The sequence below is a fragment of the Rathayibacter sp. AY1B5 genome (assembly GCF_002932795.1).
Classification (GTDB): domain Bacteria; phylum Actinomycetota; class Actinomycetes; order Actinomycetales; family Microbacteriaceae; genus Rathayibacter.
In genome coordinates this window covers 21384-35984 of sequence record NZ_PSWM01000013.1, presented here as the reverse complement: position 1 = coordinate 35984, position 14601 = coordinate 21384, and the positions used below count along the sequence as shown (strand labels likewise).

The following is a 14601-nucleotide window of genomic DNA, read 5'->3' as shown; positions in this document are numbered from 1 at the left end:
CCGCGCGGCTCCCGCCTGGCGGCACACTGCGAACTCGCGGAACCTGGACCCTTTTCCCGTCAAGACTGCGAGAATCCGTAGCTATGACGTCGCTCGAAGACACCCGCTCCGCTGTCGGCCGCCGAGCGGCACCCGAGACGCCCCTGACCCGCGAGGAGTTCACGGCGCACTGCGGCGCCGTCCTCGGGAACCTCACCCGCGTGATCGACGGCAAGTCGGCCGAGGTCTCGATGGCGCTGACGGTGTTCCTCGCCGGTGGGCACCTCCTGATGGAGGACGTCCCCGGCACCGGCAAGACGGTCCTGGCGAAGTCGCTGGCGGCCTCGGTCGGCGGCAGCGTCGCGCGCATCCAGTTCACGCCCGACCTGCTCCCCTCCGACGTCACGGGGGTCTCGGTCTACAACCAGGCGACCCGCGACTTCGAGTTCAAGCCGGGCCCGGTCTTCGCGAACATCCTGATCGGCGACGAGATCAACCGGGCCTCGCCCAAGACGCAGTCGGCGCTGCTGGAGTGCATGGAGGAGCGCCAGGTCTCGGTCGACGGCACCACCCACCTCCTCCCGCGCCCCTTCGCCGTGATCGCGACGCAGAACCCGGTCGAGATGGAGGGCACCTACTCGCTGCCCGAGGCCCAGCGCGACCGCTTCATGGCCCGCCTCTCGCTCGGCTACCCCGACGAGCGCGCCGAGCTCGAGATGATCCGCACCCGCGACTCGGCCAGCCCGCTCGAGGAGCTGCGGCCCGTCGTCGGCCTCGCCGAGCTCGAGCGGATGATGGCCTACGTGCGCTCCGTGTACGTCGCACCGCCCGTGCAGGAGTACGTGGTGGCGATCATGCAGGCGACCCGCGTCGACCCCGAGCTGCGGCTCGGGGGGAGCCCGCGCGCCACGCTCCAGCTGATCGCCGCCGCGAAAGCGCTCGCCGCCCTCAGCGACCGCGACTTCGTCGTGCCGGACGACGTCGACGCGCTCGCCGTCACCGTCCTCGGCCACCGCCTCCTGCCCGCGACGCGCCTCCCCGGCCGCTCCGGCGCCGGATCCTCGCACTCGGTCACCGAGATCGTGCAGCGCATCGTCGCTGCCACCCCCGTCCCCTTCGGCAACCGTGGCGACTGAGGCCCGCCCGACCGAGACGCCGTCGTCCCGTCTCGGCGGTCTGCCCGCGCTCCGCGGGGTCGCGCTGACGCTGCGCGGCTGGGCGCTCGTTCTGCTGGGCGTCGCGGGAGTGGTGATCGCGCCGCTGTCGGAGTTCCGCGAGCTGCTGTTCGTCGGCCTGGTGCTGCTGGGCCTGCCCCTGGGCGCGCTCGTCTCCCTGCTCCTGGCGCCGGCGTCGTTCCGGGTGCAGCGCCGCTTCGCTCCCCAGACCGTCGCGGCCGGCGACGTGGTGGAGGTCGACGTGCTGCTCGAGAACCGCGGCCGCGCCGTCCGCAGCGGGGCGCGCGCCCACGACCGGCTCGAGCGCGTGGAGCGCGGGGTCGTCGTCGGCCGGCCGGTCGCCGAGGGGGTCTTCGGGCTCCCGGGCGTCCCGTCGGGCGGGCGTGTGCGCGCCCGCTACCGTCTGCTCGCCGAGCGGCGCGGGATCCACCGCATCGGCCCGCTGCGCCTGGTGCGCGGCGACGGCCTCGGGCTCGCGCTCCGGGAGAGCGTCGTGGGGGCGGTGCAGCCGTTCGTCGTGACTCCGCGGGTCGTACCGCTCCAGAGCGACGTGCTGGACGCGCACGGAGCAGGCGGATCGAGCCCGGTCGCGCACGCGACGGCCGGCGCCGGCACGGACGACGTGATCCCCCGCGACTACCGCCCGGGCGACGCGATGCGCCGGGTGCACTGGCGGGCGAGCGCCCGCTCCGGCGAGCTCATGGTCCGCCAGGACGAGCAGAACACGGATCCCCACGCGTGGATCCTCCTCGAGACCCGCGCCGAGCGCGTGCTCGAGCGGCGCGGTGACGACCGGCTCGAGTGGGCGGTGTCGATGACGGCCTCCCTCGCGGTCCACCTGCTCGACCGCGGCTTCGAGACCCACCTCGTCGAGACCGGTGCGGACGGCGAGCCGGAGCACTCGGAGGACGAGCGCGAGGTGGCGCACGACGTGCTGCTGCGCCTGGCCGAGCTGGCGCCCTCGCGCGAGTCGGTCGACGCGGTGACCCGGATCTCGGCCGACATGCGCGACACCGGGGGAGTGCGCCCGGTCTTCGCCGTGCTCACCCGCCTCCTCGAGTCGGACCTCGACGCCCTCGGCTCCCTGGCCGCGCAGTCGCGCCCCGCGATCGCCTTCGTCGTCGCCGGCACCGCTGAGGAGGAGGCGGCTCTCGCCTCGCTCGGCTGGTACGCGGTGCCCGTCGACCCGAGCGCCTCCGTCGAGGAGGCGTGGGCGCAGGCCCTCGCTCTGCGGGTGGTCGCGTGAGCCGCCGCGCCGAGATCGATCCGCGCGCCGGGTCGGCTGCCCTGAGCGGTCTGCTCTTCCTCGCGATCACGGCCGCGGCCGCCGGGATCGGCCGGCTCCTCGTCGGCGTCGACTGGCTGGTGCTCCTCGCGTGCGCGGTCGCCGTGGTGCTCGGCGTCCCGGCCGCCGCCCGGGCTCTGCGCGTGCATCCTGTCGTCCCGCCGATCCTCGGCACGCTGACGATGGTCGGCGTGCTGACCGCGATGTTCGTGCCCGGTCGGGCCCTGCTGTTCGTGATCCCCACGCCCGGCGCCGTCGCGCAGGCGGAGGCGCTCGCGCAGGGCGGCTTCGAGTCCATCGCCCAGCAGGGGCTCCCGGCCGTCGCCGACGACGGCATCTCGTTCCTCCTGATCGGCGGGGTGGTCGTGCTCGCCTGGGCGGCCGACCTGTTCGCCTTCTCCGTCCGCCTCCCCGCCCTGGCCGGGCTGTTCCCCGCGGCTCTGCTGGCGGTGCCGGCGATCGTGGACCCCTCCGAGGTGTCCTGGGCGAGCCTCGTCGTCACCGCGCTCGCCTACGCGGGCGTGCTCGCCGCCACTGCCGCTCCGCGCCGCTCGAGCGGCCCGAGCGCGGCCTCGGCCGTGCTGCCCGCGTTCGCGGCCGTGACCGTGGTCGTCCTGGGCGCGGGAGTCGTCGCCGGGTCGGCGGCCGGCTACGCGCGCACCACCGCTCCCTCGGGCGTCTCCGGCAGCCTCTTCAACGGGGCGATCGACCCGGTGGTCGCCCTCGGCGCGGACCTGCGCCGCCCGAACCCCGTGACGGTGCTGCGCTACGCCACCGACTCCGACCTGCCCGTCTACCTCCGCGTGCTGACCGTCTCCGACTTCGACGGCGACGACTGGGCGCCGAGCGAGACGGAGCAGACCGCGCCGATCGACGCCCCGATCGCGCCCGAGGGGCTCTCCGAGAGCGTGCCGCGGGAGGCGGAGGAGGTCGACGTCTCGGTGGAGACGCTGCGGAGCCGGTGGCTCCCCGTGCCGTACCCGGTCTCGTCGCTGACGGGCGTGGGCGGGGGCTGGCTGCAGGACGTGCAGGACGGCTCGATCCGAGGTGACGCTGTGACCCGCTCCGGCGACGACTACCAGGTGCAGGCGCTGCGCCTCGAGCCCGACCCGCAGCAGCTGCTGGCCGCTCCCGCGCCGTCCGGCGTCGACCGGTACCTCTCGCTCCCCGACGACGTGCCGGAGATCGTCCGCACCACGGCGGAGGAGGTCACCGCGGAGGCTCCGACCGCCTACGACCGGGCGCGCGCGCTGCAGACGTACTTCCGCTCGTCCGAGTTCCGCTACTCCGAGGACACCCCGGTGGAGGAGGGCTACGACGGCGACGGAGTCGGCGTGCTCTCGGCCTTCCTGACGACGAAGGAGGGCTACTGCGTTCACTTCGCCTCGGCGATGGCGGTGATGGCGCGCGAGCTCGGGATCCCGTCGCGGCTCGCCATCGGCTACCAGCCCGGCTCCGTCGTGCCCTCCGGCGGCAGCGACCTGACCACCTACCGCGTCCTCTCCTCCGACCTGCACGCCTGGCCCGAGCTCTACTTCGAGGGGGTCGGCTGGCTGCCCTTCGAGCCGACGCCCAGCCGCGGGGCCCCGGCCTCGTACACCCTGCCGAGCGCCACGGCGTCCTCGGGCCCCACCGCCCCGGGCTCGACCGCGACCACCGCGCCCGGTGCGACCAGCGCTCCCGCCGCGACGCCCACTCCGACCGCCGCGTCGGCCACGCCGACCCCCGGCGCCGTCGGCGCCTCCAGCACCACGGCGGCTCCCGCGGCGACGCTCTGGGTGCTCCTCCTGCTGCTCGTGCTCGTCCCCTGGCTGATGCGCGCCGTCCAGCGGGCGCTGCGGCGCCGGTCCGCGCGCTCCGGCTCCGTCGAGGCCGCGTGGGCCGAGCTGCTGGCGACCGCCCGCGACCTGGGCGTCCCCGTGGAGGACACGGAGTCGCCGCGCGCGCAGGAGGCCCGCATGGCTCCCGCCCTCGACCCCGGAGCAGCGGCACGTCTGCAGGGGCTCCGGGAGCGCGTCGAGCGCCGGCGCTACTCGCCGTCCGCGAGCGAGTCGGAGGCGTGGGACGACGCGACCGCTGTGGCCGCCGCTCTCCGCGGCTCCGCGGGTCCCGGTCGGCGGCTGCTCGCAACGGTCGTGCCCCGCTCGGCGCTGGACCCGGTCGCCCGGCTCGCGCGTCCGAGGTCCGACCTATGATCGCTAGGTGATCCCGGACCCTCTCGACGCCTCGCTCGCGCCGCTGATCGGGCCGCGCACGGCGAGCGCGGTCGAGAAGGCCTTCGGGTACCGCACGGTCGGCGAGCTCCTGGGCCACTACCCGCGCCGCTACGCGAAGCGGGGCGAGCTGACGGCGCTCTCGCGCCTCCCGGTGGGCGAGAGCGTGACGATCGTGGCGGAGGTGCGCGAGGTGCGCGAGCGCCCGATGCGCAACCGGCGCGGCACCCTGCTCGAGGTCGTCATCTCGGACGGCTCGGGCACGCTCTCGCTGACGTTCTTCGGACAGCCCTGGCGCGCGGCCAAGCTGCACCGCGGTGTGCGCGGGATCTTCGCGGGCACGGTCTCGATGTTCCGCGACACCCCGCAGCTCACTCATCCCGACTACCGCCTGTTCGACGACGAGGAGGCCGCCGCGACGGAGACGGGAGGCGGTGAGCTCGCGAAGGACTGGGCGGAGCGGCCGATCCCGATCTACCCGGCGACCAGCGCGATCTCGAGCTGGCAGCTCCAGGCTGCGATCGGCGTGCTGCTGGACGGCCTGCGCGACGTGCCGGACCCGATGCCCGAGCAGGTGCGCGCCGGGCGCTCGCTGCTGGGCCTCGGCGAGGCGCTGGAGCTGATCCACCGCCCGCAGCGGGAGGGCGAGGAGTCGCAGGCGCGCGAGACGCTGCGCTTCCACGAGGCGTTCCTCCTGCAGCTCGCGCTGCTCGAGCGCCGGGCGTCGGCGCGGAGCAGCCCTGCCACCGCCCGCGTGCCCGGCCCCGGCGGGCTGCTCGAGCGCTTCGACGCGGCGCTGCCGTTCGCCCTCACCGGCGACCAGACCGCGGTGGGGCACGAGATCGCCGTCGACCTGGCCGCCGAGAGCCCGATGACGCGGTTGGTGCAGGGCGAGGTGGGCTCCGGCAAGACCCTCGTCGCGCTCCGGGCGATGCTCGCCACGGCCGAGAGCGGAGGTCAGGCGGCGCTGCTCGCTCCCACCGAGGTGCTCGCGGGGCAGCACCTCCGCTCGATCGCGAGGACGCTCGGTCCGGAGCTCGCGGCCGAGCTGGTGCCGACCCTCCTCACCGGCGGACTGGGGGCGGCGCAGCGACGCGCGGCCCTCCTCCGGATCGTCTCGGGCACGGCGAAGATCGTCGTCGGCACGCACGCCCTCCTCGGCGACGCGGTCTCCTTCTACGACCTGGGCCTCGTCGTGATCGACGAGCAGCACCGCTTCGGCGTCGACCAGCGCGACGCCCTGCGCCGGAAGGGCGCCACCCCGCCGCACGTGCTGGTGCTGACGGCCACGCCCATCCCGCGCACCGTGGCCATGACGGTCTTCGGCGATCTCGACACCTCGACCATCCGCGAGCTCCCCGCGGGGCGCCCCGGCATCACGAGCCACGTGGTGCCGCTCGCCGACCATCCCGCGTGGATCGCGCGGGCGTGGGAGCGCGCCGAGGAGGAGATCCGCTCGGGCCACCAGGTCTACCTCGTCTGCCCGGCGATCGAGCCGGGGGAGCCCGCCGAGGGCGCGCAGCCGCCCGAGGAGGACGCCGCCGCGCCGCTCACGACCGTCGCGGCCACGCTGGAGGGCGTGCGCGCGCATCCGCTGCTCGGGAAGCGGCGGTCGGCCGCGCTGCACGGGCGGATGACGACGGAGGAGAAGGACGCCGTGATGCGCTCCTTCGCCGCGGGGGAGATCGACGTCCTGGTGTCGACGACGGTCATCGAGGTCGGCGTGGACGTGCCGAACGCCTCGATGATGGTCGTGCTCGACGCGGAGCGGTTCGGGGTCTCGCAGCTGCACCAGCTCCGCGGGCGCATCGGGCGCGGCGGCGTCGCGGGGGTGTGCCTGTTCGTGACGGCGGCGGAGGCGGGGACGGTCGCGCGCGAGCGGGTGGAGGCGGTCGCCGCGACGCTCGACGGCTTCGCGCTCGCCGAGGTCGACCTGGAGCTGCGCCGCGAGGGCGACGTGCTGGGCGACTCGCAGTCCGGCGGGCGATCGTCGCTCCGCCTGCTGCGGGTGGTGCAGGACGCCGACGTCATCGTGGAGGCGCGGGCGCTGGCCGAGCGGCTCCTCGCGGAGGACCCGTCGCTCGCCGCGCACGACCGGCTCCGTGCCGCGCTCGAGCGCCGCGTGCAGGACCGCGACCGGGAGTTCCTCGCCAAGAGCTAGGCGGTGCCCGCCCGCTACTCTGTCGGCATGGCCCGCATCGCCGTCGTCCCCGGCTCCTTCGACCCCGTGACCCTCGGTCATCTCGACGTGATCGAGCGGGCCGCGCGCCTGGTCGACGAGCTGCACGTGGTGGTGGTGCACAACCCCGCCAAGACGGCGCTGCTGCCGATCGCCCAGCGCGTCTCGCTCATCGAGCAGTCGATAGCGGAGGCGGGGGTCGAGGGGCGGATCGTCGTCGCCTCGTGGAGCATGGGACTGCTCGTCGACTACTGCACCGACGTCGGTGCGAGCATCCTGGTGAAGGGCATCCGCTCGCAGGTCGACGTGGCGTACGAGACCCCGATGGCGATCGTGAACCGCAACCTCGCGCATGTCGAGACGGTGTTCCTCCTGCCCGATCCCGCGCACGCCCACGTGTCGAGCTCGCTGGTGCGGCAGGTCTCCTCCCTCGGCGGCGACGTGGCCCCCTACGTGCCGCCCGCGGTCGCCGCGTACCTCGCCGCCGGCTGAGGCGCCGCCGATCGTCCACCCGGGCGATCTCCGGCCGTGGACCCGTGCGCCCGCGGCAGCCGGGAGAATGGACCGGTGAGCGAGACGCGCGTGCAGGCCTGGGCCCTCGACGGCATCCCGGAGGTGACTCCCGGCGACGACCTGCTCGAGCTGATCCTCGCGGCCGTCGCCGCCGCCGAGGAGGAGGACCGGCCCGCGGACGGCGACATCCTCGTCGTCACGAGCAAGATCGTCTCGAAGGCGGAGGGGCGCGTCGTCGCCGCGACCGACCGCGAGGACGCGATCACGGCCGAGACCGTCCGCGTCGTCGCCACCCGGGCGCACGGATCCGGCGTCACCCGCATCGTGGAGAACCGACTCGGGATCGTGCAGGCAGCGGCCGGAGTCGACGCCAGCAACGTCGCGGAGGGGACGGTCCTCCTCCTCCCCGTCGACCCGGACGCCTCGGCGCGGGCCCTCTGCGCGGGCCTCCGGGAGCGGCTCGGCGTGGAGGTGGGCGTGCTGGTCAGCGACACCCTCGGCCGCGCCTGGCGGGTCGGGCAGACCGACGCGGCCATCGGAGCCGCGGGAGTCCTCGTGATCGACGACCTCCGCGGCGGTGTCGACGCCCTGGGGCGCACGCTCGGAGTGACCATGCCGGCCGTGGCGGACGAGATCGCCGCGCTCGGCGACCTGGTGAAGGGCAAGGCGAGCGGTCGACCCGTCGCCGTCGTCCGCGGGCTCGCACGCCTGGTGACGGGGGTCGGGAGCCCCGGCGCCCGCACGCTGACCCGCACGGGTCCCGAGGACATGTTCCGCCTCGGCGCCGACGAGGCCTACGCCGAGGGCTTCGCGGCCGGAGCCGCCGCGCGCGAGGAGCGCGCGTGACCGGCTGGAGTGCGGTCGTCGTCTTCAAGGGGCGCGGCGGCTCGAAGACGCGCCTCGACGTGCCGGGCCGCGCGGCGCTGGCCGAGGCGTTCCTCCTGGACACGCTCGCCGCCGTGGCCGCCGCGGAGCCTGTGGCGAGCCTGCTCCTGGTCACCTCCGACGCCGGTGCGGCCGACCGCGCCCGGGCGGAGCACCCCCAGCTGGTGGTGGTGCCCGACCCGGGGACCCTCGACGCCTCGGTGTCCGCGGGAGCCGAGGCCGCCCTGCACCGCCGGCCCAGCGCCCCGGTGATCGTGCTGACCGGGGACCTGCCCGCCCTGCTGCCGTCGGACCTCTCCGAGGCGCTCGCGACGCGGTCGCTCCCGGCCGTCGTCCCGGACCGCGAGGGGAGCGGCACCACCGCGCTCCTGCTGGCGGCCGGAGCCCTCGTCGCTCCGGCGTTCGGCCCGGGCTCTCTCTCCCGGCACCGCGACGGGGGCTGCACCGTCGTCGTGCTGCCCGGCTCGTCGACGCTGCGGCTGGACGTCGACACGCTCGCCGACCTCGGCGACGCGGAGGAGGCCGGCGTCGGCCCGCACACCTCCCACGCGCTGGCCGCAGCGGCCTGAGGCGCCGGGAGTCCGAGCCGCCGCCGCGGTCAGTCGGCGAGCAGCCCCGCCTCGAACGCCGCTGTCAGGCCGGCGTCGATCGCGAGCGGTGCCCCGTCGACCGAGCGGACGGGGATCGCCCGCCGGGTGCTCGACACCAGCCAGGCCGCATCGGCGCCGGTGAGCGCCGAGACCGGCAGCTCGCGACGCGAGGACGCGAGACCGCAGTGCTCGCCCAGCGCGAGGATCCGCTCGACCGTCGTGCCGGCGAGCACGCTGCCCGAGAGCGGGGTCGTGAGCGCCCCGTCGGCGAGGAGCACCAGGCTGGACGTCGCCCCCTCGAGGAGCAGCCCGTCGCTCGTGCGCCAGAGAACGTCGTCCGCGCCCCGCGAGGCCGCCTCGCGCAGCGCTGCCCGGGTGACGGCGCCCGAGGTCGTCTTGACGCCCGGGAGCAGCCACGGAGCGAGCGGACCGCTCGCGTAGCCGCGGTCGAGCACGACGACAGCCGCGCCCTTCTCCCGGAGCGCGCTCGAGTCGGGAGTCGGAGCCGCGCGGACGGTGCACCGGGCGGCGTCGCCCGAGCCGTGCGCGGCGATGAAGCGGATCGTCAGGTCGTCGACCCGGTCGTGCTCCGCCACGGCGAGGTCGACCGCTCGGGACCAGAGCGACGCCTCCGGGATCGCCAGCCCGACGGCCCGGGCCGACCCGGCCAGCCGCTCGAGGTGCTCGGGGAGTGCGCGGGGACGTCCGTCGAGGACCGCGAGGGTCTCGAAGACGCCGTCGCCGCGGAGGTAGCCCGCCTCGTCCACGCGGACGAGCGGACCCTCCGGGTCGCGGAGGACGACAGTGCGGGAGGCGATCTCGACGAGGACGGGGGTGCTCATCCGCCCATCCTGCCCCCGGCGGGGTCTCAGCGGGGGAGGAGGCCGCTCGCCACGTCGGACGGCTCCACGAGCTCGCGCCACGGCTCCGGCCGGAGTCCTGCCGCGCCGAGCACGTCGGCCTCGGCGAGGAGGTCCACATCGAGACCGGTCAGCTCGCCGATCGCGGCGACGGGCAGCTGGAACGTCCTGAAGCCGCCGAGCGGCACCAGGCCCTCGCGCACCCGCTCCACGAGCTCGCTCTGATCGAGCAGGTACGCGCTCGTCGCGAGCGTCGATCCGTCCGGGCTCCACGCCGCGATCTTCCAGAAGCGGCGGGGGATGCCCGTGCCGCGGTAGACCGGGTCGTCGTCCGCGAGCACGGGCCCGGTGAAGACGCTCAGGCGGGTGCGCCAGGTCTGCGCGTAGTCGAGCACCAGCGTCTCGAGCCCGAGCCACAGTTCCTGCGACTGGTTGAAGCCGCTCGCCTGGGGCGCGGCGTTCGTGTAGCAGAAGCTGTCGCGGTTGGCCGCGGCGGCCTCGACCCGGTCGCCCCAGACGGGGTCGCGGCGGCGGACGAGGTGGCCGCGGTCGAGGTCGTTGCGGGCGTACACCTCCGGACCCGTCTGCTCGTCGGCGGGGATGCGGTCGTCGAGGTGCCAGTCGTCGCCGCGGCCGAGCTCGACGAGGCGCGCGCCGTCGATGTTCACGGCCGTCGAGACCGCCAGGCGCCGCTCCGGGTCCAGCATCACCTGGAAGTGCGTGTACGGCAGGAGCCGCACGGGGCGCTCGACCCTCAGGCGAGGTGCCGCCGCGGGGACGCCGAGGAAGTCCGCGTCGAAGCTCACTCCTCGACCTCCGCCGTCGGAGTCGCCGTGGGCGTCGCTGTCGGTGTCGCGGTGGGCGTCGCCGGGGGAGCCTCGGTCGCCGGCACTCCCGTGCCGGACGGCGCCGGAGCCGGTGCCTCGGTGGCGGGGGCCGGGACCTGCGAGCCGTTGCTGATCAGCAGGGCGATGTCGGAGTAGCGCGCGACGGTCGTGCCCGCGGCCGGGTCGGTGCCCGCCACCACGCCGGCGGGGAGCGACGAGTCGATGGTCGCCCCCTCCTCGACGTCGAAGCCGAGGTCCTCCAGCGCCTCCGTGGCGTCGTCGATCGAGCGGCCCGAGACGGTCGGCACGGCGATCTGGCGGCCGTTCAGCAGGGCGCTGCTGGGCTCCTCGAAGTCGTCTCCGCCGTACTTCTGGTCGGCGCGGGTCATCACCGAGTTCCAGATGTAGTGGCGGATGTTGGAGGCGTAGGGGCGGCTCTCGAGCTCGGAGTTCGGGAAGCGGACCTCGCGCATCGAGGTGTGGCCGTCGATGTTGCCCACCCAGACCACGGTCGCGACGCGCGAGCTCGCGCCGTCCATCCAGGTCGACTCCGCGTTGTCGGTGGTGCCCGTCTTGCCGATGTGCTCGATGCCGTCGTCCGGGTCGGACTGAGCGGCCGTGCCGCTGGTGACGACGCGCTGCAGAGCGTAGTTCGCGACCGCCGTCAGCTCGGGGCTGAGGGCCTGGTTGCAGGTGGAGGTCGGCGGCTGGACGGCGGCACCGGTCGCGTCGGTGATCGAGTCGATGGCGATCGCGGAGCAGGCGGTGCCGTTGTTGGCGAAGCCGGCGAAGGCGGTGACCATCGAGAGCGGGGAGATGAGCGTGTCCGAGCCGAGGACGGCGGACGGCTTGTAGTCGACCTCGCCGCCGTCGGCCGCCTTCACGCCGAAGCCGACCGCGCGGTCGCGGATGGCGCAGAGGTCGAGCTGCTGCGCCATCGAGACGTAGACGGTGTTGATCGACTGCATCGTGCCGGTCAGCACGCTGTAGCTGCCGTTCTCGCCGTCGTCGTTGTTGACCTCGTACGAGGTGTCGAGCTCTCCGCCCGGCGCACAGCTGGCGGGGAAGCCCGAGAAGGTGCGCTCGCGGCCGTTGATCGTCTCGTTCAGGGTGCGTCCGCTCGCCAGCCACTGCGCAAGCGTGAACACCTTGTACGTCGATCCGACCTGGAACCCGGCGGAGCCGCCGTAGGCCGTGTCGGTGTTGAAGTTGACGGCGGAGAAGTTGGCGCCGTTCACGGCACCGGCCGCGTCGTAGTCCTTGTTCTGCACCATCGCCAGGATGCGGCCGGTGCCGACCTCCATCGAGACGGTCGCGCTGCCGATGTTGGTGTCGAGGGTCGGCACCTTGGGGACGGCGTTGTTCGTCGCGTTGGCCGCGGTGTCCTGCAGGTCGCGGTCGAGCGTCGTGTAGATCTTGTAGCCGCCGCGCTGGAAGTTCGCGAGGCGGGTGTCCACGTCGTCGCCGAAGGCCGGGTCGTTCTGGACGATGCGGGTGATGTAGTCGCAGAAGAAGGCCGCGTTGCCGGCCGTCTGGCAGCCGGTCGGCGTCTGCGTGATCGCGGGGACGACCTCCTCGGCGACGGCGGCGTCGTGGTCGGCCTGCGAGATCTTCCCCTCCTTCAGCATCTGGCCGAGGACGTAGTCGCGGCGGACCGTGTTGTCCGGGATGTTCTCGGGCTGATCGATCCTGAGGCCGTTGGGGTTGTTGACCGTGGCGATCAGGCTCGCGGCCTGCGCCAGGCTCAGGTCGGCCGCGGTGGTCGAGAAGTAGTACTCGGCCGCCGCCTGGATCCCGTAGACCTGCCCGCCGAAGCCGGCGATGTTGAGGTAGCCGAGGAGGATGTCGTCCTTGCTGTACTTCTTCTCGAGGTCGACGGCGAGCTTCATCTCCTTGAGCTTGCGGCTCGGAGTGGTCGCGGTCGCCTCCTCGTAGGCGGCCTCCGAGGCGGCCTCGTCGGTCGCGCTCAGCGACTCCGCCTTCTGCACGAGGACGTTCTTGACGTACTGCTGGGTGATCGAGGAGCCGCCCTGGAGGTCCCCGCCGACGAGGTTGCTGAGCACCGCGCGGATCGTGCCCTGCAGGTCGACGCCGCCGTGGTCGTAGAAGCGCGGGTCCTCGGTCGAGACCGCCGCGTCCTTCACGGACTGGCTGACCTGGTCGAAGGCCACCTCCTCGCGGTTCTGCGCGTAGAAGGAGGCGAGAAGCTCGTCCGAGCCGTCGGTGCGCTTCGCGTAGATCTCCGTCTTCTGGGCCAGCTGGCCGAGCTCGAGGTACTCGGGCACCGTCTCGAACAGCCCGATCGGGTTGTTCTCGGCGAGCCCGGTGACGGCGAGGGCGGGGGTGACCCCGACCGTGATCAGCAGGCCCCCGGCGAGGCTGGCTCCGACGATCCCGAGGACCCGGGCGAGCACGCCGCCGCGGGCGGTTCCTTGCGCAGACATGGCTACGAGAGTAGGCGACGAGTCTGGATCCGTCGTGCGGCCGCGCTCGGGGGCCCGGATGCCCGCCCTCCCGGTCCCGGGAGCGGCGGCCGCCGGTACGGTGATCGAGTGAGCAGAGCCCGAGCATGACCACCTCCGCCGACCCCGCTGAGACGCGCCGCCGCGCGGTGCTCGTGGTGGCCGTCCTCGCCTCCTTCGTCGCCTTCCTCGACGGCACCGTCGTCAACGTCGCCCTGCCCGCGATCACCCGCGAGCTCGGCGGCGGGCTCGCGGTGCAGCAGTGGGTGGTCGACGGGTACCTGATCACGCTCGGCGCGCTGATCCTGGTCGCCGGCTCGCTCGCCGACCGCATCGGCCGAGCCCGCAGCATGACGATCGGCCTGATCGGCTTCGGCGTCACCTCGCTGCTGTGCGCGCTGGCCCCCACCGCCGAGGTCCTCATCGTGGCGCGGATGCTCCAGGGCGCCGCCGGGGCGATCCTCGTGCCCAGCTCGCTCGCCCTCATCATCGCGACCGTCCACGGCGCCGCGCAGGCCCGGACCATCGGCGCGTGGACGGCCTGGACCGGCACGGCGACGATCGCCGGGCCCGTGCTCGGCGGCCTGCTGGTGGACGCGGGATCGTGGCGGTACGTCTTCGCGCTCAACCTGCTGCCGATCGCGGTGACGCTCGTGCTGCTGCGCAGGCTCGGCGCGGTCGACTCGGGGACCCGGGTGCCGATCGACGGCGTCGGCGCGGTGCTCGGGGTGATCGGCCTGGGAGGGCCGGTGTTCGCGCTGATCGAGCAGGAGCGGCTCGGGATCCGGGATCCGCTCGTGCTGACCGCCCTGATCGGGGGAGTCGCCGCGCTCGTCGCGTTCGTCGTGTGGGAGCGGCGCGCGGCGCACCCGATGCTCCCGCTCTCGCTCTTCGCCTCGCGGAACTTCACCGTCGGCAACGTCTCGACGGCGTTCGTCTACGGAGCGCTCTCCTTCGGCTTCTTCGCGCTGGGCCTGTTCCTGCAGCAGACCCTCGGCTTCTCGGCGACCCTGGCCGGGCTCGCGACGCTCCCGCCGACGATCCTGCTGCTCCTGCTCTCGCAGGTCTCCGGGTCGCTGTCGGCGCGGTTCGGCCCCAGGCTCTTCATGGGCGTCGGACCGCTGATCGCCGCGGCCGGGTTCCTCCTGCTCTCCTTCGTCGACGAGGGCGCGGACTACGCCACGCAGCTGCTGCCGGGGATCCTCCTGTTCGGCTTCGGCCTCGCGGTGACGGTCGCCCCGCTGACCTCGACGATCCTCGGCGCGGTCGAGGACGGGCACAGCGGAGTCGGCTCCGCTGTGAACAACGCGGTCTCGCGCATCGCCGGGCTGGTCGCCATCGCCGCCACCTCGCTCGTGGTCGGCGACTCGCTCGACGTCGAGGGCTTCTCCCGCGCCGCCGTGGCGACCTCCGTCCTCCTGGTCGCCGGCGGCGTCGTCTCCCTCCTCGGCATCCGCAACCCCGCTCCCGCCGACCGCTGACGGCCGCTCCGGGGAGCGGGATCGACCCCCGCCCGGGGGTGCGGCGCCCCGTGTTCACGCAGCGTCCGCCGATCCTTCGACGGAACGTGGATGAAATAGTTGTCGCTACATGGAATACTGATCGACGTCGATGCGCTTGCATACATCGGACG

11 protein-coding genes are annotated in these 14601 nt (G+C 74.1%); 8 read left to right on the top strand and 3 right to left on the bottom strand.

Going from position 1 to position 14601, the window contains the following annotated elements; genetic code table 11:
• Positions 1 to 83: 83 nt before the first annotated feature.
• The 7 genes from C5D44_RS09800 to cofC all read left to right on the top strand — a co-directional run bounded on the left by C5D44_RS09800 (position 84) and on the right by cofC (position 8798).
• On the top strand, positions 84 to 1115 hold the full coding sequence (locus C5D44_RS09800; RefSeq protein ID WP_104281535.1) for a MoxR family ATPase: 1032 nt from the start codon (positions 84 to 86) through the stop codon (positions 1113 to 1115).
• Positions 1105 to 2400, top strand: a complete 1296-nt coding sequence (locus tag C5D44_RS09795) for a DUF58 domain-containing protein (RefSeq protein WP_104281534.1) — start codon at positions 1105 to 1107, stop codon at positions 2398 to 2400. Before C5D44_RS09800 ends, C5D44_RS09795 begins: the two co-directional genes overlap by 11 nt.
• Positions 2397 to 4634, top strand: a complete 2238-nt coding sequence (locus C5D44_RS09790; protein WP_104281533.1) for a DUF3488 and transglutaminase-like domain-containing protein — start codon at positions 2397 to 2399, stop codon at positions 4632 to 4634. Before C5D44_RS09795 ends, C5D44_RS09790 begins: the two co-directional genes overlap by 4 nt.
• A gap of 7 nt (positions 4635 to 4641) precedes the next feature.
• The gene (locus C5D44_RS09785; protein ID WP_374953931.1) at positions 4642 to 6813 is read left to right on the top strand and encodes an ATP-dependent DNA helicase RecG; all 2172 of its coding nucleotides are present in this window, start codon (positions 4642 to 4644) and stop codon (positions 6811 to 6813) included.
• A 27-nt stretch (positions 6814 to 6840) separates the two neighbouring features.
• The gene (coaD, locus tag C5D44_RS09780) at positions 6841 to 7323 is read left to right on the top strand and encodes a pantetheine-phosphate adenylyltransferase (protein WP_104223138.1); all 483 of its coding nucleotides are present in this window, start codon (positions 6841 to 6843) and stop codon (positions 7321 to 7323) included.
• Between the two features lie 75 nt (positions 7324 to 7398).
• Positions 7399 to 8190 (top strand): coenzyme F420-0:L-glutamate ligase, encoded by a 792-nt coding sequence (locus tag C5D44_RS09775; RefSeq protein ID WP_258064989.1) that lies wholly within the window; start codon positions 7399 to 7401, stop codon positions 8188 to 8190.
• Positions 8187 to 8798 carry a 2-phospho-L-lactate guanylyltransferase gene (gene cofC / locus C5D44_RS09770; RefSeq protein WP_104281532.1) on the top strand — a complete coding sequence of 204 codons (612 nt, stop codon included), beginning with the start codon at positions 8187 to 8189 and terminating at the stop codon, positions 8796 to 8798. Before C5D44_RS09775 ends, cofC begins: the two co-directional genes overlap by 4 nt.
• Positions 8799 to 8827: 29 nt before the next feature.
• On the opposite strand, the gene C5D44_RS09765 is transcribed toward cofC, so the two are convergent.
• From C5D44_RS09765 to C5D44_RS09755, 3 genes are read right to left on the bottom strand one after another with little or no spacing between them, the layout of a single operon-like run.
• Positions 8828 to 9661, bottom strand: coding sequence for an aminotransferase class IV (locus C5D44_RS09765; RefSeq protein WP_104281531.1), 834 nt, complete (start codon positions 9659 to 9661; stop codon positions 8828 to 8830).
• A gap of 26 nt (positions 9662 to 9687) precedes the next feature.
• Positions 9688 to 10485, bottom strand: coding sequence for a DNA/RNA non-specific endonuclease (locus C5D44_RS09760; RefSeq protein ID WP_258067940.1), 798 nt, complete (start codon positions 10483 to 10485; stop codon positions 9688 to 9690).
• Complete coding sequence (locus C5D44_RS09755) at positions 10482 to 12950, bottom strand: penicillin-binding protein (RefSeq protein ID WP_104281530.1); 2469 nt, start codon at positions 12948 to 12950, stop codon at positions 10482 to 10484. Before C5D44_RS09755 ends, C5D44_RS09760 begins: the two co-directional genes overlap by 4 nt.
• A gap of 125 nt (positions 12951 to 13075) precedes the next feature.
• Between C5D44_RS09755 and C5D44_RS09750 the strand changes: the two genes are divergently transcribed.
• On the top strand, positions 13076 to 14449 hold the full coding sequence (locus C5D44_RS09750) for a DHA2 family efflux MFS transporter permease subunit (RefSeq protein ID WP_104281529.1): 1374 nt from the start codon (positions 13076 to 13078) through the stop codon (positions 14447 to 14449).
• Positions 14450 to 14601 lie beyond the last annotated feature (152 nt).